Raw genomic sequence first — 26218 nt, 5'->3', positions numbered from 1 at the left:
TACCAGATGATATAGAATTTGAAGATATACCTATAAATGATCTAGGAGAAGACTTTGTAAGAAGTATTGTTCTAACAGATCTTTATGCCTTTTTATCTTTTGTAGAAAAACAAAGAGGTAATGGGAATTATGCTAGAGCTAGAAAGGTGGCTACATTTAAATCTTTTTTTAATTACTTACAAGGGAAAGCTAAAATAATAAACTCTAATCCAGCAACAGAGTTAGAATCTCCTAAAATAAATAAAAGACATCCAATATATCTTACGTTAGATGAAAGTGTTTCACTACTCTCCTCTTTAGATACTAATAATTGCAATTATTTAAGAGATTATTGTATATTAACTTTATTTCTTAATTGTGGAATGCGTTTATCAGAATTGTGTTCAATAAAAATAGATAAGATAAAGGGAGATACCCTAACTATAATAGGTAAAGGTAATAAAGAACGTACTGTTTATTTAAATGATGCATGTATATCAGCTATAAATAATTATCTTTCTAAAAGAAATGATTCTAAAGCTACAGATGAAAATAAAAAATATCTATTTCTATCTTCTAGAAATACTCCGATAAATAAAAGAACTGTAGAACTGTTGGTAAAAAAACATGTTAAAAATGCTGGTTTAACAAATGCTAAGTATACACCGCACAAACTTAGACATACTGCAGCTACTCTAATGTATAAGCATGGGAATGTTGATATTAGAAGTTTGCAAAGTATATTAGGACACGAAAATATATCTACAACACAAATTTATACCCATGTAGATGAGGAAATTCTAAGAGAAGCAGCTAATTCAAATCCTCTTGCAAATATAAATAATAAATAAAAGAACATATGTTCAATGCTCGTAAAAAGTTCATTTTAGTATTAAATAGATAAAAAAATACATTATAAATTAAAAGAAACTCAAAAATAATAAGAGTTTCTTTTAATTTTAATATTTTCTATTTTTTCATTTTTCTTATACCTGGATAAATTTCTTCAGTTAATTCTTCTAATTCTGTATCGTTATCTACTCCAAGTTCATCGAAGTAAACAATATTATCAAAAGCATCAACATAATCTTCGTTACCATCTAAATTATTTAAAATATCGTTGTAATTTTCTAGTGTAAGCTCTTCTTGAGAATCTTTTTCTTCTTCTTTTAATGCATCTAAAGCATTTTTTAGCTCTTCTTCAATAAATGCATTTTCTTCAACTGTTTTAGCTATATCATCAATATTAATGGCTCTAATGTCAATGCCATCTTCTTCTAAGCATTTTCCACAATTATCACAGATTTTTTTAGAAAATAAATCACAATAATCATCTTCAGTATATTTATAAGTCATAAAATCACCACCTAGTTCTATTAACCTTATTATTCTATCAGTTATTTTATTATATTTCAATAATAAATAATATTTAAAGATTATTTATTATTATAAAGAACATAAGTTTGATATTGTAATTGGTATATGTTATAATGTATTTAAATAAGTGAGGTGTTGAAAATGCGTAAAGTAAGCGAAAAACAAAATGAAATATATGAATTCTTAAAAACTTACACCGATAACAAAGGATACCCTCCTTCAGTAAGAGAAATTTGCGAAGCTGTAGGATTAAAATCTACATCATCAGTTCATGGACATCTTAAACGTTTAGAAAGTAAGGGCTTGATAAAAAGAGATCCTACTAAACCAAGAGCGTTAGAGATAATAGATAATTCAGTGAAAAGAGAGATGGTTAATATTCCTATAATAGGAAAGGTAACTGCTGGTTTGCCGATATTAGCGAATGAAAATGTGGAGGATATATTCCCTATTCCACTTGATTATGTTAGTCATAATAAAGAATTATTTATGCTTAATATAAGTGGAGATAGCATGATTAATGCAGGTATATTCGACGGAGATTTAGCTATAATAGAAGAATGTAAAACAGCAAATAACGGTGAGATAGTTGTTGCATTAATAGAAAATGAAGCTACTATAAAAAGATTTTATAAAGAAAAAAATCATATTAGATTACAACCAGAAAATGATAATATGGATGCTATTATAGTTGACGATTGCAAAATTTTGGGCAAGTTAGTTGGACTATTTAGGACATATTAATATTTAAAGAGTCATACAATATTGTATGACTCTTTTTATTTTAATGCGAAGGTGTGTGATTAATATGAGAATAACTCTAGGTAGGTTTATTAAGAAATCTGGAGATTATGATAGCGAAAATATAATATGTCCTATAGAAAATTACGATAGAGATAAGTATTTAAATAGACGAATTCTTATAAGAATACTATTTATTCTTTTATATGGATATGGCTTTGGATATATGCTAGCTAGCTATTCCAGAACGATTCAGGATATTAAAATAATGATTTTTAATTTTATAATATTTTATATTCTTAGTTTCTACTTAATTCAAATTCCACATGAATTTATTCATACTTTGTTTTATAAGAACCCTTTTAAAAATACAAATAATAGTTTAGTATTCTTTAACAACAAGAGAATTGTTACTAGTGAATTAAAGGAAGAAATACACCCTGCTCTACTATGCTTTAATTTAATTATGCCATTTATATTATTTTCTCTTTTACCATTAATAGCAATTAAGTGCTTAGGAGAATTCGATTTATATTTATACTCTCTTTCTTTTGCTAATGCTATATTATCTTCAGATGACTTACTTAATATAATTTTACAATTTTTTGTTAGATCTAATGAAGATGGATATAAGAAGTTATTTATTATACCTAATAATTATGATTATTTGATTGCAAGTGAGGATTTCACAGAAAGTTTAGAAAGTAACCATATAAAAAGTGATAATATTGAAATTGTTGAAGAAACCTTTGCAGAAAGTACTGTAGAAAATGATTTTGATAAGGAAGAAGATAAGGAAGACTTGAGTAGTGATATTAATAATAGTGAATTAGAAGTTTTAGATAATGCTGAGACAGAAGATCTTAATATTGAAAGTAATGAAAAAATAGAAGGTATAAATATAGATAAAATAGATGTTGATTCTAATATTAATGAGGTAGAATTAGAGGCTAATGATATTGTACCTGAATAAAAATATCATTAAAAAAGGGCTATATAATTGAATATAGCCCTTTTTTAATGATTAAATTATGTTATTTAGTGAAATTAATATGCCTATTTTAGCGTGATCGAATGTTAAGCCACCTTGTAAATAGGCTATATAAGGCTCTCTTATAGGAGCATCTGCAGATAATTCAATAGATGAACCTTGAATAAATGCACCAGCTGCCATTATAACTTCATCGTTATATCCAGGCATTGCCCATGGTTCACATTCAACATAAGAATCAATTGGAGAGCCCTTTTGAATACCCTTACAGAATTTTATTAAGTTTTCTCTATCGTTAAATTTAATAGCTTGAATAATATCACTTCTTTTATCATTATATTTAGGTAAAACTTCAAATCCTGCAATCTCCATTATTCTAGAACAGAATACAGCTCCTTTAAGAGCTTCCATAACTATATGAGGTGCTAAGAATAGTCCTTGATAAAGTTGTCTCATAACGCCGAATGTAGAACCACACTCCCCTCCTATTCCAGGAGTTGTTAATCTATAGGCTGCTTGCTCTACGTATTTTGTTTTACCAGCTACATATCCACCAGTTGGTGCTATTCCACCACCTAGATTCTTTATAAGTGATCCAGCAACTAAATCTGCTCCAACATCTGTAGGTTCAATTTTGTCTATTAATTCTCCATAACAGTTATCTACAAAAACACAAACATCGCTTCTGACTTCTTTTATTTTTGAGATTATTTCGCCTATTTCAGAAACTAAGAAAGATTTTCTCCATCCATACCCTGTACTTCTTTGTATATGTACTAATTTAATTGTAGAGTCTTCTTTAAGAACTTCGATAATCTTTTCAGTATCAAAAGTACCATTTTTTAAATCTACTTGTTTATAGTTAACTCCATACTCTTTTAATGAGCCTATATTTTCTTTTCCGCTTATGCCAATTATGTTATGTAAAGTATCATAAGGAGCACCACTAATACATACCATAGTATCTCCTGTTTTTAAATTCCCCATTAATGCACAACCAATAGCATGAGTACCATTTACAAAGTGTGGTCTAACTAAAGCACTTTCAGTATTAAATATTCTTGCGTATACTTTATCTAAAGTATCTCTACCAATGTCATCATATCCGTATCCTGATGAATTTGTAAAATGCATATCGCTTATTCTTTCTTCTTGGAATGCATTAAGTACCTTTAGTTGATTATACTCTCTTATTTCATCATAAATTTTAAATTGTTCTTCTACATCACTTAAAGCCTTTTTATATAATTCAAATACATGTGGCTTTATGTTGTAAGATTCCATCATTAACTTTTCTGTTTCTCTTAACATTAAAGTTCCTCCATTATACATTATTTCATAATAATTATATATAATAATATGTAAAATATAAAGTTTTTTATATTTAAAAGTTATAAAATTAATATAATTAGAGAAAAGGAACTGCTATAAGCAGTTCCTATAAGTTTTCATTATCTAAAAAAGGTAGAGGTTTTGATGGGGTTATTGTTGTAATTGAATGCTTATATACTAGCATTTGCTTTCCTTCGCAATCTAAAATAACAGTAAAGTTATCGAATCCTTTAACTAATCCTCTTAGTTGAAAACCGTTAACTAAATAAATAGATACTAATGTTTTACTTTTTCTTGCGTTATTTAAGAAAATATCTTGAATATTATTACTTTGTTTATTCATAATAACCACCTCCATGGCTAAACATTTATTTTTATATAATTATAAACTTATTAATTGTTTAAATCATCTATTATTATTTGAAGTATTTCATCATCAGATAATAGATCTTTATTTAAGAATTTAGCTCTTGGATCCTTTCTAAACCAAGTTAATTGACGTTTAGCATAGTTCCTAGAACCTTGTTTAATCATTTCTATAGCCTCTTCTAAGGTTATAGAATTTTCAAGATATAAAAGTACTTCTTTATATCCTATTCCCTGCATTGCTTGCATAGATGAATTATACCCATTTTCCTTTAATTTAATACATTCTTCTAGAAGGCCATTTTCAAACATTATATCTACTCTTCTATTTATCCTCTCATAAAGCTTTTCTCTATTCATATCTAAAACATAGTAATGAACGTCGTATTTGCTTTTATAGAAGTCTTCACCGGCATTAAATGAACTAAATGGCTTATTAGTTACTTTATATACTTCTAATGCTCTTATTACCCTCTTCCTGTTATTAGGATGAATTGAGTTATAGCTTATAGGATCAATTTCTTTTAGCATTTCATGAATGTAACTATCTCCATTAGCTATTGCAAGTTCTTCTAATTCTTTTCTATATTCTTCATCACTTGGTGCATCAGTGAAGTTCATATTGCAAGTTAATGCATTTATATAAAGTCCTGTACCTCCAGTTAAAATAGGAAGCTTATTTTCTGTTAGTAAATCATCAATTATTGGTTCTGCTAAGGTTTTAAAATCTACAACTGAAAATGGTTTATCTGGTGTTGTTACATCTAGCATATGATGTTTTATACCATCCATTTCAGAAGGAGTTATTTTTGCTGAACCGATATCCATGTATTTATATATTTGCATAGAGTCTGTTGACACTATTTCTCCATTTAATTTCTTAGCTAATTCTATAGATAAAGCTGTTTTTCCTACTGCTGTTGGACCAGCTAAAACTAATATTTTATTCTTCATATTATAAACCTTTCTATACTATCCTTCTAAACTTTTTATCTAATTCATATTCTGTAAACTTGATTATTATAGGTCTTCCATGTGGACAGTTAAAGGGATTATCTATATATCTTAAATCAGAAATAAGTTTCTCCATTTCTATTTGTGTTAAATAATCATTTGCCTTAACTGCAGCCTTACATGCCATAGTAGCAATTTTATTTAGCTTAACTTCTACTGTTTTACCACTACCTAAGTTTTTCAAGTTATCGATTATACTTAATAAGAAGTTTTTAGCATCAAGTTTTCCTAAAAAGTAAGGCACTTCTTTTAAAGCAATAGTATTACCGCCAAACTCTTCTATAACAAATCCTGAATTAGTAAATACTTCTGTATTTTCCTTATAACATTCATAGTCATCTAAAGATAAATCTATTATGCAAGGAATTAGTAACTGTTGTACTATAATTTCCTTGCTTTCTATATCTTTTACATATTTTTCATATAATATTTTTTCATGAGCAGCATGTTGATCTATTATATAAAGTGTATCTAAATACTCAGCTAATATATAAGTTTTACTAAATTGTCCAATAACCCGTAAATCCGGAAATTTGGCCTTATTTACTTCTTTTTCTGTTGATATTTCTTTTTTTATTTCTACAGAAGCTGTAGATGAATTAAAATTATTAGACTTTTCTACCGTAGGTAAATTAGCTTGTGAAGAGGTAAAATCATTTGTAGCATAATACTCACTATTATTAATATTTTCATTTATAGTTGTATTATTTAATGATTCAGAATTAGTATTTACATTATCATTATAAGAAGTAATAGCTTTATTTCTATTTAATTCCTTCAATTTATTATATAAATCCTCTTCTTTAGCAACATCATGTATAGTTACATTATTATATATATCCTTTATAGAAGGTTCAACTTTATTAGAAATAATTGGTTCATCTATACTGCTACTTTTAGATGCTGTATCTAAATCTAATTTAATTTCCTCAACAATTTCTTCATTTACAAATTTATCTTCTACTGCAAATGAATTAAATATATCTTCTTTTAAAGCATTATGAACTGCATCAAATACCCTTTTATAAATAACCCTTTCGTCTTTAAACTTTATTTCTGCTTTTGTAGGATGTATGTTAACATCTATGGAATCTGGTGATAAATCTATAAAAAGTACAAAGAATGGGAATTTATTAACTGTTGAGAATGATTTAAATGCATTTTCAACGGCTGCCACAATTGTTTTATTTTTTATATATCTATTATTAACAAATATACTTTCGTTATTTCTAGAGCCTCTAGCAATTATTTCTTTGCCTATATAACCATGAACTTTTAAAGTTTCATCTTCATAGTCAAAGGGTAATACATGATCAGAGATATTTTTGCCATAAATAGTTCTTATAACATTGTTTAACTTACCATCTCCATATGTATGTAATGTCTTTTTGCCGTTATTAAATAGTTTAAAAGATATATCAGGATTAGATAAAGCTATTCTTAAAATAATATCATTTATTAAACTACCTTCTCTTGAAGTGGATTTTAAGAACTTTCTTCTAGCAGGAACATTGAAAAATAAATCTTTAACTTCCATTACAGATCCATTATTCATCCCTATATCAGTTAATGATAATTTTTCACCAGCTTCTAAAACTATTTCTTTACCAAAGTCGCATTCAGAGGGCTTACTTCTAAAGGTTAACTTAGATACAGAAGCAATAGAAGGTAAAGCTTCTCCCCTAAAACCTAAAGTGTTTATAGAGTATATATCTTCAACAGTTTTGATTTTAGATGTAGCATGTGGTAAGAAGGCCTTTTCTATATCTAAGTTATGAACTCCAGAGCCATCATCAATAACTCTTATAAGTGCTATTCCCCCCTCTTCTATTTCAATAGTTATATTCTTAGAACCAGCATCTATAGAGTTTTCTACAAGTTCTTTAACTACAGAGGAAGGTCGCTCTACAACTTCCCCTGCAGCTATCTTATTAGAAGTATGTTCATCTAATAGGTTAATTCTTTTCATAGAGCACCTCCTATTTTAATTTTTTAGCATCCTGAACGATTTTAAATAAAGTATTCATTGCATCTAAAGGTGTCATAGTCATAACCTCTATATTCGCAATTTCTGATAATAAAGATTCCTTTTCAAGCATAGTGAAGTCTATTTGTAATACTCCATTACTTTCTTTAGCTATAGTAGTTTCATTACCTTTTTTTATTTCCTCTTTAGGCTTTTCTTCTATAGGAGTTTCTATAATAATTTCCTCTTTTTCTATAGCTACTTCTTTTTCATTAATATTTTCACATTTTATTGAGGTTTCTTTTTCTTTATAATTATGAAATAGTTTATCTATTTCTATTGATTTTTCATTTTCTAATTTAGCTAATATATGTTTTGCTCTATCAATTACTTCTAAAGGTAATCCAGCAAGTTTAGCAACCTCAATACCATAAGATTGATCTGCGCCACCTTCAACTATCTTTCTTAGGAATATAACTTGCTCATCAGTTTCTTTAACAGCAACTGAATAGTTTTTAACACCCTCAATTATTCCTTCTAGTTTAGTTAGCTCATGATAGTGAGTAGCAAATAGTGTTTTACACTTTAAGTTATTATTTTTAGAGATATACTCTATAACAGACCAGGCAATACTTAATCCATCATAAGTTGATGTTCCTCTCCCTACTTCATCTAATAATACTAAACTATTAGGAGTAGCATTTTTTAATATATTAGATACTTCCCACATTTCTACCATGAATGTTGATTTACCACCAGCTAAATCATCTGATGCACCTATTCTTGTAAATATTTTATCACAAACAGATATATTAGCCCTTTTAGCAGGTACAAATGAACCTATTTGAGCCATAAGAGTAATCAATGCAACCTGTCTCATATAAGTTGATTTACCAGCCATATTAGGTCCAGTTATTAAAAGTAATCTGTTATCATGTTTATTAATACACGTGTTATTAGATACAAACTCTCCGTTACCTATTACCTTTTCTACTACAGGATGTCTACCGTCTTCTATTTCTATTATTCCTTCATTATTTATATTAGGTCTAATATAATCATTATCAACAGCAACTTTAGCTAAAGTAGTAAGAGCATCTAAAGATGATATTATATTAGCGCTATTTTTTAATCTAGGAATTTGAGCTTCTACCTTATCTCTTAATTCTACAAATAACTCATATTCAAGAGCCATTAAGTGTTCGTCAGCACCAAGAATTTTTTCCTCAACTACTTTAAGTTCTTCAGTAATATAACGCTCAGCATTTGCTAAAGTTTGTTTTCTTATATACCTTCCTTCTGGTATTAGGTTATAATTAGCCTTAGAGATTTCTATATAATATCCAAAAACTTTATTGTATCCTATTTTTAATGATTTAATTCCAGTAAACTCTCTTTCTTTACTTTCTAATGAAGCTATCCATTGTTTACCGTTTAATTTTGCCTCTCTTAACTCATCTACTTTATCAGAGTAACCAGGCTTTATTATATTACCTTCTTTAATAGAAGTGGCAGGATCCTCTAATAAAGCCTTTGAAAGTAATGTACTTATATCTTCTAATACATCTAAGTTTTTATACCATTTACTTAATAGATCTGCTTTACATACAGACAGTCTTTCTTTTATTTCAGGTAATTTTTTTAGTGATATATTTAAAGATACCAAATCTTTTGCATTTACATTTTTATTAGAAATTTTACCTACTATTCTTTCAATATCATAAATATCTCTTAAAGCTTCACGTAATTCTTCTGTAAAGTAAATATTATTAAATAATTCATCTACAGAATTTAGTCTATTATTAATTTCATTTATATTAATTAGTGGTTCTTCTATCCATTTTCTTAATGCTCTTCCACCCATTGTAGTAGATGTTTTATCTAAAACCCAAATTAAACTACCTTTTTTTGATTTTTCTTTAAGGTTTTCTGTTAATTCTAAGTTTCTTCTAGAACTACTATCTATAGTCATATAATTAACTATATCGTAAGTTTCAAGAATATTTATATTAGAAAGGCTCATTTTTTGAGTATCTAATATATATTTTAATAATACAGAAGAGGCTATTTTACTTCTTAAGTCTAATCCAGCAACTTCTACTTCACTAAATTGATTTATAAGTTCCTCATCAGTACAGTTAAAGTGAAGTATATCTTTCTTTGTTATTAATGCATTGCTTATATTATGAATTTCATTTATTAACTCTTCGTCAAAGTTTATATCAACAATTACTTCTTTAGGTGAAATCTTAGAAACTTCATCTAAAAGAGTTGTTTTTAATTCTTTAAAGAAAGTAGTTTTGAATTCACCAGTAGAAATATCTGATGATGCAATTCCATAATATCCATCTTGACTGTATATAGCCATTATATATGTATTTTTATATTCCTCTTCTCCATTTGCTTCTGAGAATGTTCCTGGTGTAATAACTTTTATTACGTCTCTCTTAACAATCCCTTTAGCTTGTGCTGGATCTTCTATTTGCTCACATATACCAACTTTATATCCTTTAGCTACTAGTCTAGAAATATAGTTTGAAGCTGCATGGAAAGGAATACCACACATAGGTGCCCTTTCTTCTAGTCCACACTCTCTTCCTGTTAAAACTAATTCTAGCTCTTTAGATGCAGTTTTTGCATCTTCAAAGAACATTTCATAAAAATCACCTAATCTATAAAAAAGGATACAGTCTTGATACTTATCCTTTATTTCCATATATTGTCTCATCATCGGGGTTAATCCCATGTTAATCACCTCGGTTATAGTTTATAGCTAAATTCAATATCTTAGCCGTTTATCAACAATTATACAACATTTCTAAATTAATAGAAAGTAATAAAAACGAAAGTAATTTTTGTAATTTGGCGAACTTTTATTTAAGTCAATATTTTTGATTTTTATAGATAAATTTAATTATAAAAATATTTAAAGACTTAATATAAAAAGGATAACCTCTATATAGAAGTTATCCTAAAAAACTATTTAATTGCTTCACCAACTAATGAGAAGTTTTGTGCTTTAGTAATTTTAACATTTACTATGTCTCCAATATTTACTCCTTCTGCAGAGAAGTTAACTAATCTTCCATTTCTAGTTCTACCTGAAAGTTTAGTTTCATCATTTTTACTAGTACCTTCAACTAATACTTCAACAATTTTACCATCATAAGCCTTATTTTTAGATATAACACTATTATTTACAGCCTCAACTAGTCTATTAAATCTATCGTGTTTATCCTCTTCAGAAACTTGGTTTAACATCATATCAGCAGGTGTATTATTTCTTCTAGAATATATAAATGTAAATGCTGAATCATATTGTACTTCTTTTACTAAGTTTAAAGTATCTAAGAAGTCTTCTTCAGTTTCACCAGGGAATCCAACAATTATATCTGTTGTTATAGAAACATCAGGTATTTCTTGTTTAATTTTATTTACTAAAGACATATAGTACTCTCTTGTATAATGTCTATTCATTTTCTTTAATATTCTATCAGATCCGCTTTGTACAGGTAAGTGAATTTGTTCACATAACTTACCACATTCTTTAATTGCTTTAATAACATCTTCATTTAAATCTTTTGGATGAGATGTCATAAATCTAACTCTTTCTAAGCCATCAATTTCATTTATCATTCTTAAAAGTTCTGCAAATGAAACTTCATTTTCTAAGCCTTTTCCATAAGAGTTAACATTTTGACCTAATAAAGTAACTTCTTTATATCCTTTTGAAACTAAGTCTTTTATTTCGTTTATTATATCTTCAGGCTTTCTTGATCTTTCTCTACCTCTTACAAATGGTACTATACAATAAGTACAGAAGTTATTACATCCGTACATAATAGTTACAAAGGCTTTTACATCACTTTGTCTATCTATTGGTAATCCCTCAACAATTTCTTCTTCTTTATTGAATATTTCTTTTATTTGAACACCTTCTGTTTTTACTCTGTTTAAGTATTCAGGGAATTTATATGCATTGTGAGTTCCAAATATAATATTAACATAAGGGAATTGTTTTAATATTTTATCTGCCATACCTTCTTGTTGCATCATACAACCACATATACCAATAATTAAATCAGGATTTTTTTCTTTTAATTTTTTTAATTGTCCTAAGTTACCAAATACTTTATTTTCAGCATTTTCTCTAACACAACAAGTGTTAAATAAAATTATTCCTGCTTCATTTTTATCTTCTGTTCTTGTATATCCAATTCTTTTAAGCATACCTGAAAGTTTTTCAGAATCCTCTTCATTCATTTGGCAACCCCAAGTTTCTATATAGTATTTTAATAAGTTATTATTTATTTCGTTAACCATAAAAAATTTCCTCCATTGTTACTTATATAATCAATCTTAATGTATTATAACATAAGATTTTGTAAAAAATAAATACTAAACCACTTAGTATTTTTTGTTTAATAATATTTTAATTAAAAAAATAAGGATAAATTTAGCTATAACTTAAAAATTTTTTAAATAATAAATTATGATTTTATCTTTCCCATCTATTAATTACAGACTTGGGAGTAAATCCTATCCAATTATATAATTTTAATGCACTATAATTACTTTCTTCAACTCTTATATATAAATCATAAATATTCATATCCTTAGCTGTTTCAATTAAATGATTTAACAAAATTTTACCAAAGCCATAATTTCTAAATTCTTTTAATATACCAAAATTAACAACAGTATACATATCTCTATTATAAATAATTTGTCCATATCCAATAGCTATATTATTAATTTTAATAAAAAGTGATAAATCTTCAATGTAATAATCTTGTTCTATGTCATTTTCTATATCCTCAACTTCTAAAGGAATTCTAGTGGAAGCAGAAAAAATAGAATTTTGTAATTTACAGCGTAGCTCTTCATCTTTATTTAAAACAACCTTTTCTATAGAAATTTTTAATTCCTTTATATTAGAATTAAACAATAAATTTATTGTTTTCAGTAAATCTCTATTATTTTTTAATGAAGATATTAGATTGTTTGTTTGTTGTGTTTTATTATAATTTTCTAAATTCATACTCATCAAAATTGATGGTTTTACTTTTTTAAAGCCTAATTTTGAAAGCATTTCATTATTAGTTTTATCATCACAAGTTTCATAAGAGAGAATAGTATTATTAAAGCTATTAAGAATGTTAGGTGATAATAAATCTAAATATTCTTCCTTAACATATAATGACCATACTCGTACTGGAATTTCTACAGGAACTTCATGCCATATATAACCTATAACTTTTTTATTATAGATAAATAGTTTAACAAACTTTTTTAAAAAAATCTTTAAAAAAAATTTTTCATTTTCATAGTATTCAAAAAAGTTTTTATCGTAGTTTTCTTTACTGAATCTCTCTAAATTCAAAGTTTTAAAATTCTCAAAATTATTACTAGACAACCTTTCTAACAATACCATACTTAACCCCTAATTTTTAATTTTCTCATAACCCTTAATAGATAAAAAGATTACACTTATATATATGTGTAATCTTTTTTTTTATTGCTAAAAATTATTGTGCATCTTTAATGCTTAAAGCAATTCTTTTATTTTCTTTATCAATACTTAAAATTATGCATTTAACTTCTTCATCTATTTTTAATACTTCAGATGGATGTTTAATATGATCGTGGCTTATTTTAGAAATATGAACTAATCCATCAATTCCAGGTTCTAATTCTACAAAAGCACCAAAATCATTAATTCTAACTACTTTACCTAAAACAGCTGAGTTAACAGAATATTTTTCATCTACTACGCTCCATGGTTCTGGAGTTAAAGCTTTTATACTTAAAGATAATTTCTTTTCTTCTTTATCTAAGCTTAAAATCTTAACATCAACTATTTCACCAATTTTTAATATTTCTTCACAAGAATTAACATGCTTCCATGAAAGTTGAGATAAGTGGATTAAACCATCAATACCATTAATTTCTGCAAAAGCACCAAACTTAGTAAATCTTTTTATTTCAGCCTTTACAACATCACCTTCATGTAATGAATCCCAAGCTAATTGTTCTTTTTGAGCTTTAGCTTCCTCTAATATTATTCTTCTTGAAGCAACTATTTTTGAAAGATTATCTCTTGAAAAATCAATTAATCTAACATTTAAAGTAGTTCCAACTAAATCCTCTTTATTCTCTACATATTTTATATCTATTTGAGATGCTGGAATGAATATTCTAACACCATTATAATATGCTACTAATCCTTTTTCTTTAGCCTCTTTAATGATAACATCAAATTCAGATTTACTATTAAATAAATCTTCTAATTTAGATAATGTTTCCTCTTTTTCATATTCTAATCTAGATAAAACTACATAGTTATCTTCATTTTTTAATTTTATTACTTTAGCTTTTATTGTATCTCCAACTTTTAAAGTTTCTAATACTGAATCAATTCTATCTTCAGATGTTAATTCTTTAAAAGGAATTATTCCATCAGACTTATATCCTACTAAAGATATTTGTAATTGACCATCTTTTATTGAAAGTATTTCTCCTTCAATTTCATCACCAATTTTAAATCTTCTATCCATTTCATTCATTAATAATAATTGTTCTTCCATTTTATAATCCCTCCATAATTTTGACTACTTCCTTTATAATCCAATCTGGAGTTGAAGCTCCAGCTGTTATACCAATACTTTTAATATTCTTATTTTCTAATAAATTTTCAGGTAATTCACTAGCATTTTCAATGTGAATTGTATTATCACAGTTTGATTTAGCTATTTGATATAGTTTAGTTGTATTTGAACTATGTTTACCACCTATAACAATCATTAAATCAACATTTTTTGATAAATCATATACACTTTTTTGCCTTTCTTCTGTAGCTGCACAAATTGTATTAAATGATTTTAATTCTTTAATTGATTCATTAGATAAATTAGTTATTGTTTTATTCCAATTTTCCTCTTTCTCTGTAGTTTGAGAAACTACACAGACTTTATTAGGAAGATTTTCTTTAAAGCTACCATCATTAGTAATTATGGCATCATTATTACACCAACCATTAATACCAACAACCTCAGGATGTTTTTCATCACCAAGAATAACGATTTTATATCCTTCATTAGAGAATTTGTTAACCTTTTGTTGAATATTTGTTACGAATGGACAAGTTGCATTAATAACAATTAGCCCTTTTTCGTTTAGATCATCAAATATTTTTTTTGATACTCCATGAGATCTTATTAGGATAACATCTCCTTTAGTTAAAGTATCTATGTCATTTATGTCTATTGCATATATACTATTTTCTTCTAAGTATTTTACTACATCACCATTATGTATTAATGGACCCAATGTATATATTTTTTTATTAAATTGTTTTTGAGTTTTTATTGCTTCATCTACTGCTCGTTTAACTCCAAAACAAAAACCAGCATTTTCAGCTAATAACACTTTCATAAATTTTCTCCTATATCTTTAGTTTTTAAATGAAACTAACTACTTGTTCATTGTCTTTAAGAGTAACTTTGATTATAAAATCAAAAATTTATATTATCAATTAAATGTTATCTCCTAATCTATTGTAAAGCATTTTCTATAAAATTACAAATTATTTCAGTAACTTCAGTGATATTATAATTAGAACTATCGATTTCTATAGCATCATCAGCTTTTTTTAATGGATCAACAGCACGAGTACTATCAATATGATCTCTTTTTATTATATCTTCTAAAAGTTTATCATAATTAACATCTAAGCCTCTGTTTAAAAGCTCTGTATATCTTCTTCTTGCTCTTTCTTCTGGTGATGCTGTTAGGAAAAATTTAAATTTAGAATTTTTTAATACTACTGTCCCAATATCTCTACCATCCATAATTACATTGTATTTTTCAGACATTTTTCTTTGTAAAGTAACAAGTTTACTTCTTACTTCTGGAATAGAAGCGTAGTTAGAAACTATTTCGCTTATTTCTGGCATTGTAATTTCATTTTGAATGTTAACACCATCTAATATTAAATCATCATTTTCAAAATGCATTTCCATGTTATCTATCATTGTCATTAATGCATCGATATTAGTAGTATCAATACCATTTCTTTTAGCTAATAATGCTACTGCCCTATACATAGCTCCAGTATTTATATACATTAAATCAAACTTTTTACCTACTAATTTAGCGATTGTACTTTTCCCCGCACCAGCTGGTCCATCTATTGCTACAGATATTTTCATAATAATTTTTCCACCTTTCAAATAAAACCTCTATCTTACGTTCTTATTAATTATATAATTAAAATTAAAATATAACAATCGTTAAAGGAAAGTTACTACTTATTCTAATAATAATAATAAAAATGCACTATTTATACTTTCCAATAACAAAATTTCACTTTAGAATATTATTAAATATTACTTCCAGCAATATAGCCAGTTGATAATGCTATTTGAACATTATAACCACCAGTGAATGCATCCACATCTATAACTTCACCAGCAAATGATAAATTTGAAATCATTTTTGATTTCATAGTAGAGGGGTCAATTTCTAATGTATTAACACCACCAGCTGTAACTATTGCCTCTTCAATAGGTCTTAAACCTTTAATATTCATTTTTATATTTTTAATTATATGTACAAGTTTTTTTCTTTCTTCCTTAGTTATAACATTTACTTTTTTATCTTCTTGAATGCCACTTAATTTAATTATTAAAGGAATTATTCTTTGAGGTAATAAATCATTTAAAGAATTTTTAAACTCTTTATTTTGATACTTTAAAAAATCTTTTTGGATTCTTTTGTCAAGCTCATTAGTTTCTAATGCTGGCTTTAAATCAAGTAAAGCAATATAACTTGAATCATTCTTTATAAATCTTGAACCTTTTAAGACTAATGGACCAGATATACCAAAACTTGTGAATAGCATTTCACCTTGTTCTTTATATAAAACCTTATTATTTTTTAAAATACTTAATGAAATATTTTTAAGAGATAATCCCATTAATTCTTTCAGCCATCTTTCATTTAATTCAATAGGAACCAATGAAGGCTTTAAATCAACTATACTATGTCCAAGTTTTTTTGCAAACTCATAACCATCACCCTTAGACCCTGTAAGTGGATAAGAAGCACCACCAGTAGCTATAATAAAATGATCGCCCATTATTTTTTGAGAGTTATTTATTTCAACACCTAATATTTTATCATTTTTAGATAAAATATTAGTGACTTTAGAGTTAAGTTTAACTTGAACTTTATTCTCCTTTAATCCATTAGAAAGGCCTTTTATAATATCAGATGATTTATCAGACAATGGGAATATTCTTCCGCCACGCTCTGTTTTTAATTTGATTCCGTGGTTTTCAAAGAAGTTTATAGTATCTTCATTTGTAAAGGAGTAAAGTGAACTATATAGGAAATGAGGATTTCCATAAATATAATCAAAAAATTCACTTATATCTTTGGCATTTGTAACATTACATCTACCTTTACCTGTTATAAATAATTTTTTCCCAACTTTATCATTTCCATCTAAAAGAATAACTTCATGATTTTTAGATGCAGTAATTGCTGCCATTATTCCAGCAGGGCCAGCGCCTATTACAATGACTTTTGCCATTTAAAATCCTCCTAAATTTTTATTTATAATAACTAAAGGAATTAACATTTGTTAATTCCTTTTTATGAATAAAATATCTTAATCATCTCCGAAATTTCTATTATTATAGGAGTAGACATTGTATTCTTGCCATATTTCTTCAAGGCTATTAAATGTAGAAGAAATATTTTCTTTTTCTCTCATTCCAACTGCTATTATTAAAGCATTTATTACTGATAATGGTGCTACTAAAGAGTCAACAAAAGATGCCATATTGCTTTGAGCAATTAATGCATAATCAGATCTTGTTGCTAATGGAGATAAGAAACTATCTGTTACAGCTACTACTCTTGCACCTCTATCTTGAGCAAATGCTAAAGCATCAATAGTTCTACTAGCATAACGAGGGAAACCAATACCTATTACTAAATCTCCTTCGCCAACATTTATCATTTGTTCAAAGATATCAGAAATACCATAGCCAACAGTTTTTACATTTTGTAAAATTATATTTAAATAGAACCCTAAAAATTCAGCTAATGCCATTGAACTTCTAAGACCTATTATGTATATTCTCTTAGCAGTAAAAATATTATTAACAACATCTTCAAATGTATTATAATCTATTTTTTCCATTGTAGATCGAATATTTTCCATATCTGCTTTTAAAACACCTTTTAAAGCATGACCTTCAGTTATATAATCACTAGATAATTCTAATCTTTGGACTGTTGTTAATTTATTTTTTATTAACTCTTGAAGAGATTTTTGGAGTTTAGGATATCCTGAAAAACCTAATTCTATTGCAAACCTTACTACAGTTGATTCTGATACTCCAACTGAAGTTCCAAGTTTAGCTGCTGTCATAAATGCTGCTTTATCATAATTTTTTAATATGTATTCAGCAATTAATTTTTGACCCTTACTTAATCTAGGAAATCTAATTTGAATTAACTTCATTAAATCCTTTGATTCATCATTAATACTTCGTTCCATTATTGTACGCTCCTAATTTAATTAACTTCAATTATTTTAGCATTATTTATAAATTTAATCAATGTTAGCATATTAAAAGTTGCAAGATTTATAAATAATAATTCAAATAAAAACTATTTTTTCTCCACAATGACTAATAAGGGAGACTTATCAGATCTATTTATACATTCATGTAGCATAACTCCAAACTTATTCTTAGGTAAGTTTCTTAAGTATTGAAGAATGCAACTTTCTTCTTCTTTACCTTCATTATGTCCTCTATAAATAGCTATTGCCATTATTCCATTACTAGATAATAGATTTAAAGAAAGTTGTATGCTTTTAAGACTAGTTTCTGCTAAAGTTGTTATTTCCTTATTACCACCTGGTAAATATCCAAGATTGTAACATATACAGTTAATTTCTTCATTAACAAATTCATCTATTTTGTGGTGTGATTCATTTATTATTATTACATTATTATTCTTATCTATGTATTTTTCACAAGCCTCTTTTTGAATTTCAAAAGCATATACTTTTTTAAAGCAGGAAGATAGAAAGTCACAATCATATCCGTTTCCTAATGTTGCATCCACTGCAACATTTTTATTTTCTACATACTCATTAATAATATTATGTGCTAATATACTGACATCTGAAACATATTTAAACATAAGCAAACCCCTATAAACTTCTAATATAATCTAATTCGCTATCAGTTAAAGGTCTCCACTCACCTTTTTTTAGATAACCTAATTTTATATTTCCTATTGAAACTCTTTTAAGGCTTATAACTTCATGATTTAGAGAAGAACACATTCTTCTTATTTGTCTATTTTTACCTTCGTGTATTGAAATTTCAACAGTTGATAAGATTTCATCACAATTTTTTTTCTTGTTAAATCTCTTTTCTTCAGATATTACTTCAATATCTGCTTCAGCAGTAACATAACCACCAATATCTATTCCTTTTTTAAAACGCTTAAGATCATTTTCAGTAAATTTACCTCTACATACAGCAATATAATTTTTCTTTATAGATACTCTAGGATGAATTATATTATTATAAATACTACCATCATTTGTTAATATTAATAGGCCAGAACTATCATAGTCTAATCTACCTATAGGATATATTCTTTCTTCAACATTAACTATATCTAAAACCGTCTTTCTACCTTTTTCATCTTTAACAGAGGTTATATATCCTTCAGGTTTATTAAGCATTATGTAAACTTTCTTCTCTTCTACTTTTATAATGTTATTATTATATTCAACAATATCTTTTTCAGGATCAATTTTAGTTCCGACTTCGGTTATAACAGTACCATTTACTTTAATTTTTCCTTCTAGAATTATTTCTTCGCATTTTCTTCTTGAAGCAATACCACATCTAGCCATGTACTTTTGTAATCTTTCTTCCATCTTATCCACTCCGTCTCTTAATATTCAAAGTAATTATATAGTTTATATTTAATTAATACAACTAAATATTTATAGGTTTATATTATTAACATAAAATTATTTTGATTAATATTTATGAGTAAAGAATAGTTAATTAGATTAATTTGTTATATACAAGCTTTAAAATTACATTCGATAATTGTATATTTCTGTGATATTATATATATATTAGAAAATTTGATTAATGTTACATATGAAAAGGGAGGCTATATTATGTATTTAGAAAAAATTAAGGAAGCAAGAGAAAACATAAGTAATGTAATTACTAAAACACCATTATTATATAGTAATGTATTTAGTAAAAGTAGCAATAATCATGTATATATGAAGTGTGAGAATCTTCAATTAACAGGGGCATATAAAATTAGAGGTGCTTTAAATAAAATTATTTCCTTGTCTCAAGAAGAAAAAGCTAAAGGTGTTATTTGTTCATCTGCAGGAAATCATGCTCAAGGAGTTGCTTATGCATCATCATTAATGGGAGTAGAATCATGTATAGTAATGCCAGAAACTACCCCATACTTGAAGGTTGAATCAACTAAAAATTATGGTGGGAATATAGTGCTTTATGGGAAATGTTATGATGATGCCTTTATTAAAGCAAAAACTATTGAGGAAGAGGAAGGAAAAGTTTTTATACACCCTTTTAATGATATGGATGTGATTTATGGACAAGGTACAATTGCATTAGAAATATTTGAAGAAATTAATGATTTAGATTATATACTTGTTCCAATAGGTGGAGGTGGTTTAATATCAGGTATAAGCCTTGCTGCTAAAGCATTAAATCCAAATATAAAAATAGTTGGTGTACAAGCTGAGGGTGCACCTTCAATGGCACTAAGTATACAAAAAGATAAAATTTGTACATTAGACAGTGTTAATACTATTGCCGATGGTATTTCAGTAAAAACACCTGGTAATAAAACTTTTGAAATTGTTAGAGAGTATGTAGATGAAATTATAACAGTTTCAGAAAATGATATTGTAGAGTCATTCCTTTTATTAGTTGAGAAACATAAATTAGTAGCTGAAGCATCTGGAGTTGTAACTTTAGCTGCATTAAAAAAATTAAAAGTAAAAAATAAAAAAGTATGCTGTATATTAAGTGGTGGAAATATTGATATGCTTACAATATCAAAATTAATAAATAATGGACTTGTTTCAAAAGGAAGATTATTTTGTTTTTCTGTGGAGCTTAAAAATGTGCCAGGAGAGCTACTAAAAATATCTGAAATTTTAGCAAAAGAAAATGCAAATGTAGTAAAACTTGAACATAATCAATTTAAAGCTATTAATAGAATTCACAATGTATTGTTAGAAGTTACTGTAGAGACAAATGGACATGAACATATTGAGACGATAATTAATTCATTTGCAAGAGAAAAATATTCTATTAAGGTCATGTATTAAATAAAACTATAAAAATAATATAAGTCGGCAATTAAAATTGTCGACTTATATTATTTTATGCTTAAATTTTAAACTCCATATTTTTTGTAATATTCAGCTATAGCAGCTTTTATCTTATCATCAATATAGACAGTTCCATCAATTTCTCTATTATATAAGTATTCAACAACTTCAGCCATTGTAACTATAGGATAAGTTGTAATTCCAAATGCTTCTTTAATTTCAGCTTGAGCTGATTGTTCTCCTTTCCCCTTTTCCATTCTATCAACAGATATTACTAAGCCAGCAATTTCTACATCGCCTTGAGCTTTTAGTATTGGTGCTGTTTCATAAATTGAAGTTCCTGCAGTCATAACATCTTCAACTATAACTACTTTTTTTGTGTTATCTAATTTAGCTCCAAGTAAAATTCCACCTTCTCCATGGTCTTTAACTTCTTTTCTATTTGAACAATATTCAACATTTGCTCCATATAGTTTATTCATAGATATAGCAGTAGTAACAGTTAATGGAATACCTTTATAAGCTGGTCCGAATAATACATCTACGTCAGAGCCAATATGCTCATTAATAGTTTTAGCATAAAATTCACCTAATTTTTCAAGTTGTTCTCCTGTAGTATAGTTTCCTGTATTAATAAAAAATGGTGTTTGACGTCCACTTTTTGTAACAAATTCTCCAAATCTTAAAACATTACTTCTTACCATAAACTCAATAAATTCTTGTTTGTATTTTTGCATAGAAAACAACTCCTTTAATATGTATATTTTTCTTAAATATTGTAACATTATTCGAAAAAAAAAGCTAATAAATATTTCAAATAAAATTATATTTATGGTTAGTATATTTTGAATATGGCAATAATTAAAAAATAAAAGTACAATTCGAAAAAATTATACTTTGATATTTTACTTTTAGGAGATAGCCATGAAAATAAAAAAAAGATCATTAATTACTACAATTATTATTTTAATACTAGCTACTATTTTAGTTACTCACATAAAAAAAATAAAATTTTTGGTTGAAATTATAAGGTTAAGCAATAGTCTTCCTACTATTTCTAGCGATTTTTATAATGAACCAATTGAAAATATAACCTATAAAGATGTGGTATATAAAAAAAGAGGTAATAAAGAACTTACATTAGATATTTATACTAATAAAGAAGCAAAGGAAGCAACTCCAGTAATTATATATGTATTTGGAAATGGATGGATGTATGGTGATAAAGTAATTCCTTCCGCTATAGAATCTATTATTGACTTACTTAAAGATGAAGGCTATGCAGTAATTAGTACATCATATGAGTTAATGGAGGATGAAGTAATTTTAGAAGATCAGATATCAGATGTTAAAGATACAATTAGATGGATATATAAAAATAAAGATAAGTATAATTTTGATGTAAATAATATAGGAATAATAGGACCATCTGCAGGCGCTCAACTTTCAATGATGGCCGCCTTCTCTCAAGATGACGAGTTTATAGGGGATAAATCCTTAAAATCATATTCCTCTAAAGTAAAGTACATCATTGATTTATTTGGACCAGCTAGATTAAGCGAAGTAAATTTATCAGTTGGTCCAGAAGAGGTTGTTAAAAAGTTTAGTGATAATGACATAGAAAAACTATCTAAAGAATTTAGCCCAATTGAATATGTAAGAGAGGATTTACCTGATACACTTATAATTCACAGTTTAAAGGATAATATTGTACCATATGAAACTTCTGTAGAATTATATGAAACTGCATTAAAGTATAACAATAATTTTGAACTATATACCTTGCAAAACTGTACTCACTATCTAGAAAACTTATCAAACACTGAAGCGTTAAATTTATATATGAAAATTGTTGATTATATATTAACTCAAACTAATTAAATATAATTTACATAATATCAAAAAGTTCTGTTGTATATTATATGAGAAGTTGTTAGCTTTTAAATATATATTTTTGATTTATATAAAAGTTAACAACTTCTTATTTTTCACCCCATGTGCTGCGCAATATTATTCAAGGATTTTAATTTTTTTATTATTAGCATCAAGAAGTACTTTGGCTCCTAAAGGCAGAGTTAAAGTTGGAAGACAATGTCCACAAACTAGATTGCTTATAGTTGGTTTTTTTAATGGTAAAATAATTTCGTTAAAAACTTCTTGTAATGATAAGCTTTTTTTATTATTTGGAGCGATACAATTAGTAAATGCCCCTAAAATTATTCCATTTGCATCTTTTAATTTTCCAGATTGTTTTAAGTGAGTAAGCATTCTATCTATTTTATAAGGCACTTCCTCTACCTCTTCTAAAAATAAGATCTTATTTTTAGTATTTATTTCATATTTAGTTCCTAAAGAAGAGCAAATTAATGATAAGTTTCCACCAATAAGCTGTCCACTAGCTATACCACTATTAATAACTTCAAGATTATCTCCTTCAGGGTTAAATAATTCTTCTACTTTCTCATGCCCAAAAATAAATTTTTTGTAATAATCAGCACTATATTTATCTAATCCTTTTATTAGTTCAGTTGATATCATCGGACCATGATATGTTATAAGTTTGCTTTTTTGATTTATAGCAATATGAAGAGCTGTAATATCACTATAACCAATAAAAATTTTAGGATTTTTTTTGATTAGCTTAAAATCTATAAGGTCTAATAATCTAGCACAGCCATAGCCACCTCGAAGTGCAAAAATTCCCTTTATATTTTTATCTGCAAACATACAGTTTATGTCATTTGCTCTTACATCATCAGTTCCAGATAAAAATCCATGTTCTGATAGACAGCTTTCCCCTACTACTACCTTTAATCCTAACTCATTTAACGAAGATATACATTTATCAATTAAATTTTTATCAGAGGGACTTGCAGGTGCTATTATAGCTACGCTATCACCTTGTTGTAATGGTTTAGGTTTAATCACTTTTATCATCCTTTTACAATCAATATACTTTAATATATTACTTATAAATTATAATTAGTAACTATTGATGAGTATTTTGATGTAATTTTAAATTAGCATACTAATAGGTATTAAAAGCAAAGATTCTCCAGGAACTCTAAATCGAGGTTGTTCAGGCAAATATATACCTGCACTAGATATATTCTCCATAAGTGGAGAGCAACATCCTAAAAAGTTTTCATAAAAATTAGGTTGACCAGATTTTCTTAATAAATGAATACATTGATCTGAATCACATTTTCTAATAACTTTTCCAATTATGGTACATGGACAATCTGCACTATCGTAAATATTTGCATAGGTACTAATAAAATTACTATTATTAACTGTTAATACAACATCCATATTTCCGCACTTCACAATCATATCTTGACTATTATTAGTAGTTAAAAGTGATTTTAAGTAATTAACTTGTTTGTACATGGTATCATAATTTATAAATGAGCTATTATTGCTTTTAAAAGTTTTACAATATGAATTTAGATTATCTGTTCCAATACATGATAATAAATTAGATAAACTATCTATATAAGATACCATAGATTCACTAGATATTTGTCCACTTAATTTAACATAATCACCTGAATTTATATTAGATGTTGAATAACTACTGCTATCCAATTCTTTAATTAAATTTGATTGATTTAAACCTTGAATGAGTTGTTGATGTATTTCAAAGGTTGTAAATATTCTAGTTAACTCTTCTTCACGTCTAACAAATCTTCTACCTTCTAATGATTGATTTTCTCTATTTACTGTTGTTACTGTATCAGCTTCAGTGAAGTTTTTTCCTTTATATCCATCACGTTAATCTCTTATGCATCTATCTTCACCATAATGTTGGTTACTACCTTCAGCTCCTGTTTTGGCATTTAAGGTTCTATCTTCTATAAATCTAGAGGTCCTTTTTTCAATAAATCCATCTATAACTAGAGAATTTAAATTCTTGGTTAAGGCCTCATCAAGATAAATAAGTAAGTCAAGAGCATCACTCAAAAGATATTACCTCCTTATAGAGTTTTATAAAATAGTATAAATAAAGATTATTAGTCCTTTAAATTTATAATATTTAAATACAAGAGACTTATATATATTATTCTAAACACCATAATTAATTACTTCTTATTAATGAAAATAAAACACTGCTTAATAAAATAATAGCAATAACTAATAAAGATACTACTGTTGATATATTAATCCCCCAGAATGCAACAAATAATTTTATTCCTGTAAACATTAAAATAAATGCAACTCCATATTTTATATAACTAAACATACTATTTAATTTTGCTAATAAGAAATACATACTTCTTAAACCTAAAATAGCAAATATATTAGATGAATAAACTATATATGGATTAGTGGTAATAGAAAATATTGCAGGAATAGAATCTAATGCAAAGATAATATCAGAGCTTTCAATTAATACTAAAATCAATAATAATGGAGTTGCATATAATAATCCATTAATTTTAACAAAGAATTTTTCTTCATGTAATTCCTTTGTGACGGGAATAAAATGTTTCATAATATTTAAAACTTTACTTTTTGAAAAATCAGCCTCTTCTTCTTTATTTAATAATATTTTTAGACCGCTACAAAATAAGAAAAAACCGAAAATATATAAAACCCAATTAAATGTATTAATTATTGCAACACCTAAAAAAATAAACACAAATCGTAATATTACGGCACCTATTATACCATAAGTAAGTACTCTTTTTTGATATGAAATTGGAATGTTAAATGAGGTAAATATAATTAAAAATAAAAATAAGTTATCTACACTCAAACTTAATTCAATTATGTATCCACCTAAAAATTCAAGACCATAATCTGCTCCAAAAATAAAATAAATAAATACATTAACTACAAAGGCAAGGCTTGCCCACATTATAAAATTTCTTAATGCACTTCTTGCTCTCAAACTATTTCTCCTTCTATTAAATTGATTCACAGAATAATTATATGATTTAATATATAAATTTATTTGTAGTTAAGAAGAATAAAAAAGTAAGGTTAACTTTAATATTTTTGATTAATCTATATTATTTAT

General features: G+C 26.8%; 25 protein-coding genes. 5 read left to right on the top strand and 20 right to left on the bottom strand.

Annotated features, from left to right (window positions below; all coding sequences use genetic code 11):
• A partial coding sequence (locus EJJ37_RS14200; RefSeq protein ID WP_133016235.1) for a tyrosine recombinase XerC occupies window positions 1–830 on the top strand: 830 nt, incomplete at its 5' end.
• A gap of 118 nt (window positions 831–948) precedes the next feature.
• On the opposite strand, the gene EJJ37_RS14195 is transcribed toward EJJ37_RS14200, so the two are convergent.
• Window positions 949–1335, bottom strand: coding sequence for a hypothetical protein (locus EJJ37_RS14195; RefSeq protein WP_133016234.1), 387 nt, complete (start codon window positions 1333–1335; stop codon window positions 949–951).
• Window positions 1336–1497: 162 nt separating this feature from the next.
• On the opposite strand from EJJ37_RS14195, the gene lexA reads away from it, so the two are divergent.
• Both lexA and EJJ37_RS14185 read left to right on the top strand, forming a co-directional pair.
• The gene (gene lexA / locus EJJ37_RS14190) at window positions 1498–2100 is read left to right on the top strand and encodes a transcriptional repressor LexA (RefSeq protein ID WP_133016233.1); all 603 of its coding nucleotides are present in this window, start codon (window positions 1498–1500) and stop codon (window positions 2098–2100) included.
• Between the two features lie 64 nt (window positions 2101–2164).
• Window positions 2165–3070 (top strand): DUF3267 domain-containing protein, encoded by a 906-nt coding sequence (locus EJJ37_RS14185; RefSeq protein ID WP_166484777.1) that lies wholly within the window; start codon window positions 2165–2167, stop codon window positions 3068–3070.
• A gap of 51 nt (window positions 3071–3121) precedes the next feature.
• On the opposite strand, the gene EJJ37_RS14180 is transcribed toward EJJ37_RS14185, so the two are convergent.
• The 14 genes from EJJ37_RS14180 to EJJ37_RS14120 all read right to left on the bottom strand — a co-directional run bounded on the left by EJJ37_RS14180 (window position 3122) and on the right by EJJ37_RS14120 (window position 19740).
• Complete coding sequence (locus tag EJJ37_RS14180) at window positions 3122–4399, bottom strand: methionine gamma-lyase family protein (RefSeq protein WP_133016231.1); 1278 nt, start codon at window positions 4397–4399, stop codon at window positions 3122–3124.
• A 127-nt stretch (window positions 4400–4526) separates the two neighbouring features.
• A complete protein-coding gene (hfq, locus tag EJJ37_RS14175) occupies window positions 4527–4763 on the bottom strand; it encodes an RNA chaperone Hfq (protein WP_133016230.1) in 237 nt (78 codons plus the stop codon).
• Window positions 4764–4813: 50 nt separating this feature from the next.
• Window positions 4814–5740: a tRNA (adenosine(37)-N6)-dimethylallyltransferase MiaA gene (miaA, locus tag EJJ37_RS14170; protein ID WP_133016229.1), complete on the bottom strand. Its 927-nt coding sequence runs from the start codon at window positions 5738–5740 to the stop codon at window positions 4814–4816.
• A 13-nt stretch (window positions 5741–5753) separates the two neighbouring features.
• Window positions 5754–7769, bottom strand: a complete 2016-nt coding sequence (gene mutL, locus EJJ37_RS14165) for a DNA mismatch repair endonuclease MutL (RefSeq protein ID WP_133016228.1) — start codon at window positions 7767–7769, stop codon at window positions 5754–5756.
• A gap of 10 nt (window positions 7770–7779) precedes the next feature.
• Entirely contained in the window at window positions 7780–10512 is a 2733-nt protein-coding gene (gene mutS / locus EJJ37_RS14160; protein WP_133016227.1) for a DNA mismatch repair protein MutS, read from the bottom strand.
• A 233-nt stretch (window positions 10513–10745) separates the two neighbouring features.
• Window positions 10746–12089, bottom strand: coding sequence for a tRNA (N6-isopentenyl adenosine(37)-C2)-methylthiotransferase MiaB (miaB, locus tag EJJ37_RS14155; RefSeq protein WP_133016226.1), 1344 nt, complete (start codon window positions 12087–12089; stop codon window positions 10746–10748).
• 175 nt (window positions 12090–12264) lie between these two features.
• Window positions 12265–13200, bottom strand: a complete 936-nt coding sequence (locus tag EJJ37_RS14150) for a GNAT family N-acetyltransferase (protein WP_133016225.1) — start codon at window positions 13198–13200, stop codon at window positions 12265–12267.
• Between the two features lie 94 nt (window positions 13201–13294).
• Window positions 13295–14353 carry a 30S ribosomal protein S1 gene (gene rpsA, locus EJJ37_RS20310; protein ID WP_166484776.1) on the bottom strand — a complete coding sequence of 353 codons (1059 nt, stop codon included), beginning with the start codon at window positions 14351–14353 and terminating at the stop codon, window positions 13295–13297.
• 1 nt (window position 14354) lies between these two features.
• Window positions 14355–15200, bottom strand: coding sequence for a 4-hydroxy-3-methylbut-2-enyl diphosphate reductase (locus EJJ37_RS20305; RefSeq protein WP_166484775.1), 846 nt, complete (start codon window positions 15198–15200; stop codon window positions 14355–14357).
• Between the two features lie 119 nt (window positions 15201–15319).
• On the bottom strand, window positions 15320–15976 hold the full coding sequence (gene cmk / locus EJJ37_RS14140; RefSeq protein WP_133016224.1) for a (d)CMP kinase: 657 nt from the start codon (window positions 15974–15976) through the stop codon (window positions 15320–15322).
• A 170-nt stretch (window positions 15977–16146) separates the two neighbouring features.
• Complete coding sequence (locus tag EJJ37_RS14135; protein WP_133016223.1) at window positions 16147–17361, bottom strand: BaiN/RdsA family NAD(P)/FAD-dependent oxidoreductase; 1215 nt, start codon at window positions 17359–17361, stop codon at window positions 16147–16149.
• 78 nt (window positions 17362–17439) lie between these two features.
• Window positions 17440–18336 carry a MurR/RpiR family transcriptional regulator gene (locus tag EJJ37_RS14130; RefSeq protein WP_133016222.1) on the bottom strand — a complete coding sequence of 299 codons (897 nt, stop codon included), beginning with the start codon at window positions 18334–18336 and terminating at the stop codon, window positions 17440–17442.
• Window positions 18337–18449: 113 nt separating this feature from the next.
• Window positions 18450–18989 carry a tRNA 5-(aminomethyl)-2-thiouridylate-methyltransferase MnmM gene (mnmM, locus tag EJJ37_RS14125; protein WP_133016221.1) on the bottom strand — a complete coding sequence of 180 codons (540 nt, stop codon included), beginning with the start codon at window positions 18987–18989 and terminating at the stop codon, window positions 18450–18452.
• Between the two features lie 10 nt (window positions 18990–18999).
• Window positions 19000–19740 carry a pseudouridine synthase gene (locus tag EJJ37_RS14120; protein WP_133016220.1) on the bottom strand — a complete coding sequence of 247 codons (741 nt, stop codon included), beginning with the start codon at window positions 19738–19740 and terminating at the stop codon, window positions 19000–19002.
• Between the two features lie 252 nt (window positions 19741–19992).
• On the opposite strand from EJJ37_RS14120, the gene ilvA reads away from it, so the two are divergent.
• Window positions 19993–21192 (top strand): threonine ammonia-lyase, encoded by a 1200-nt coding sequence (gene ilvA, locus EJJ37_RS14115; RefSeq protein WP_133016219.1) that lies wholly within the window; start codon window positions 19993–19995, stop codon window positions 21190–21192.
• A gap of 68 nt (window positions 21193–21260) precedes the next feature.
• Here ilvA and pyrE read toward each other — a convergent pair whose 3' ends face one another.
• Window positions 21261–21932, bottom strand: coding sequence for an orotate phosphoribosyltransferase (pyrE, locus tag EJJ37_RS14110; RefSeq protein ID WP_133016218.1), 672 nt, complete (start codon window positions 21930–21932; stop codon window positions 21261–21263).
• A gap of 187 nt (window positions 21933–22119) precedes the next feature.
• On the opposite strand from pyrE, the gene EJJ37_RS14105 reads away from it, so the two are divergent.
• A complete protein-coding gene (locus tag EJJ37_RS14105; RefSeq protein ID WP_133016217.1) occupies window positions 22120–23076 on the top strand; it encodes an alpha/beta hydrolase in 957 nt (318 codons plus the stop codon).
• Between the two features lie 129 nt (window positions 23077–23205).
• On the opposite strand, the gene EJJ37_RS14100 is transcribed toward EJJ37_RS14105, so the two are convergent.
• The 4 genes from EJJ37_RS14100 to EJJ37_RS14085 all read right to left on the bottom strand — a co-directional run bounded on the left by EJJ37_RS14100 (window position 23206) and on the right by EJJ37_RS14085 (window position 26119).
• A complete protein-coding gene (locus EJJ37_RS14100) occupies window positions 23206–24123 on the bottom strand; it encodes a S66 peptidase family protein (protein WP_133016216.1) in 918 nt (305 codons plus the stop codon).
• Window positions 24124–24210: 87 nt separating this feature from the next.
• On the bottom strand, window positions 24211–24783 hold the full coding sequence (locus EJJ37_RS14095) for a hypothetical protein (protein WP_133016215.1): 573 nt from the start codon (window positions 24781–24783) through the stop codon (window positions 24211–24213).
• Window positions 24784–24969: 186 nt separating this feature from the next.
• On the bottom strand, window positions 24970–25158 hold the full coding sequence (locus tag EJJ37_RS14090) for a hypothetical protein (protein ID WP_133016214.1): 189 nt from the start codon (window positions 25156–25158) through the stop codon (window positions 24970–24972).
• Between the two features lie 115 nt (window positions 25159–25273).
• Window positions 25274–26119, bottom strand: coding sequence for a TerC/Alx family metal homeostasis membrane protein (locus EJJ37_RS14085; RefSeq protein WP_133016213.1), 846 nt, complete (start codon window positions 26117–26119; stop codon window positions 25274–25276).
• Between the last annotated feature and the right edge of the window lie 99 nt (window positions 26120–26218).

The sequence above is a fragment of the Clostridium cuniculi genome (assembly GCF_004353185.1).
GTDB classification, from domain to species: domain Bacteria; phylum Bacillota; class Clostridia; order Clostridiales; family Clostridiaceae; genus Clostridium; species Clostridium cuniculi.
Note: the sequence above shows the minus strand (reverse complement) of the source record. Positions and strands in the feature narration are given on the sequence as shown.

Coding starts and splice junctions, on each gene's coding strand:
- EJJ37_RS14195 (WP_133016234.1), bottom strand. CDS start 1,335: ATGACTTATAAATATACTGAAGATGATTATTGTGATTTATTTTCTAAA.
- lexA (WP_133016233.1), top strand. CDS start 1,498: ATGCGTAAAGTAAGCGAAAAACAAAATGAAATATATGAATTCTTAAAA.
- EJJ37_RS14185 (WP_166484777.1), top strand. CDS start 2,165: ATGAGAATAACTCTAGGTAGGTTTATTAAGAAATCTGGAGATTATGAT.
- EJJ37_RS14180 (WP_133016231.1), bottom strand. CDS start 4,399: ATGTTAAGAGAAACAGAAAAGTTAATGATGGAATCTTACAACATAAAG.
- hfq (WP_133016230.1), bottom strand. CDS start 4,763: ATGAATAAACAAAGTAATAATATTCAAGATATTTTCTTAAATAACGCA.
- miaA (WP_133016229.1), bottom strand. CDS start 5,740: ATGAAGAATAAAATATTAGTTTTAGCTGGTCCAACAGCAGTAGGAAAA.
- mutL (WP_133016228.1), bottom strand. CDS start 7,769: ATGAAAAGAATTAACCTATTAGATGAACATACTTCTAATAAGATAGCT.
- mutS (WP_133016227.1), bottom strand. CDS start 10,512: ATGGGATTAACCCCGATGATGAGACAATATATGGAAATAAAGGATAAG.
- miaB (WP_133016226.1), bottom strand. CDS start 12,089: ATGGTTAACGAAATAAATAATAACTTATTAAAATACTATATAGAAACT.
- EJJ37_RS14150 (WP_133016225.1), bottom strand. CDS start 13,200: ATGGTATTGTTAGAAAGGTTGTCTAGTAATAATTTTGAGAATTTTAAA.
- rpsA (WP_166484776.1), bottom strand. CDS start 14,353: ATGGAAGAACAATTATTATTAATGAATGAAATGGATAGAAGATTTAAA.
- EJJ37_RS20305 (WP_166484775.1), bottom strand. CDS start 15,200: ATGAAAGTGTTATTAGCTGAAAATGCTGGTTTTTGTTTTGGAGTTAAA.
- cmk (WP_133016224.1), bottom strand. CDS start 15,976: ATGAAAATATCTGTAGCAATAGATGGACCAGCTGGTGCGGGGAAAAGT.
- EJJ37_RS14135 (WP_133016223.1), bottom strand. CDS start 17,361: ATGGCAAAAGTCATTGTAATAGGCGCTGGCCCTGCTGGAATAATGGCA.
- EJJ37_RS14130 (WP_133016222.1), bottom strand. CDS start 18,336: ATGGAACGAAGTATTAATGATGAATCAAAGGATTTAATGAAGTTAATT.
- mnmM (WP_133016221.1), bottom strand. CDS start 18,989: ATGTTTAAATATGTTTCAGATGTCAGTATATTAGCACATAATATTATT.
- EJJ37_RS14120 (WP_133016220.1), bottom strand. CDS start 19,740: ATGGAAGAAAGATTACAAAAGTACATGGCTAGATGTGGTATTGCTTCA.
- ilvA (WP_133016219.1), top strand. CDS start 19,993: ATGTATTTAGAAAAAATTAAGGAAGCAAGAGAAAACATAAGTAATGTA.
- pyrE (WP_133016218.1), bottom strand. CDS start 21,932: ATGCAAAAATACAAACAAGAATTTATTGAGTTTATGGTAAGAAGTAAT.
- EJJ37_RS14105 (WP_133016217.1), top strand. CDS start 22,120: ATGAAAATAAAAAAAAGATCATTAATTACTACAATTATTATTTTAATA.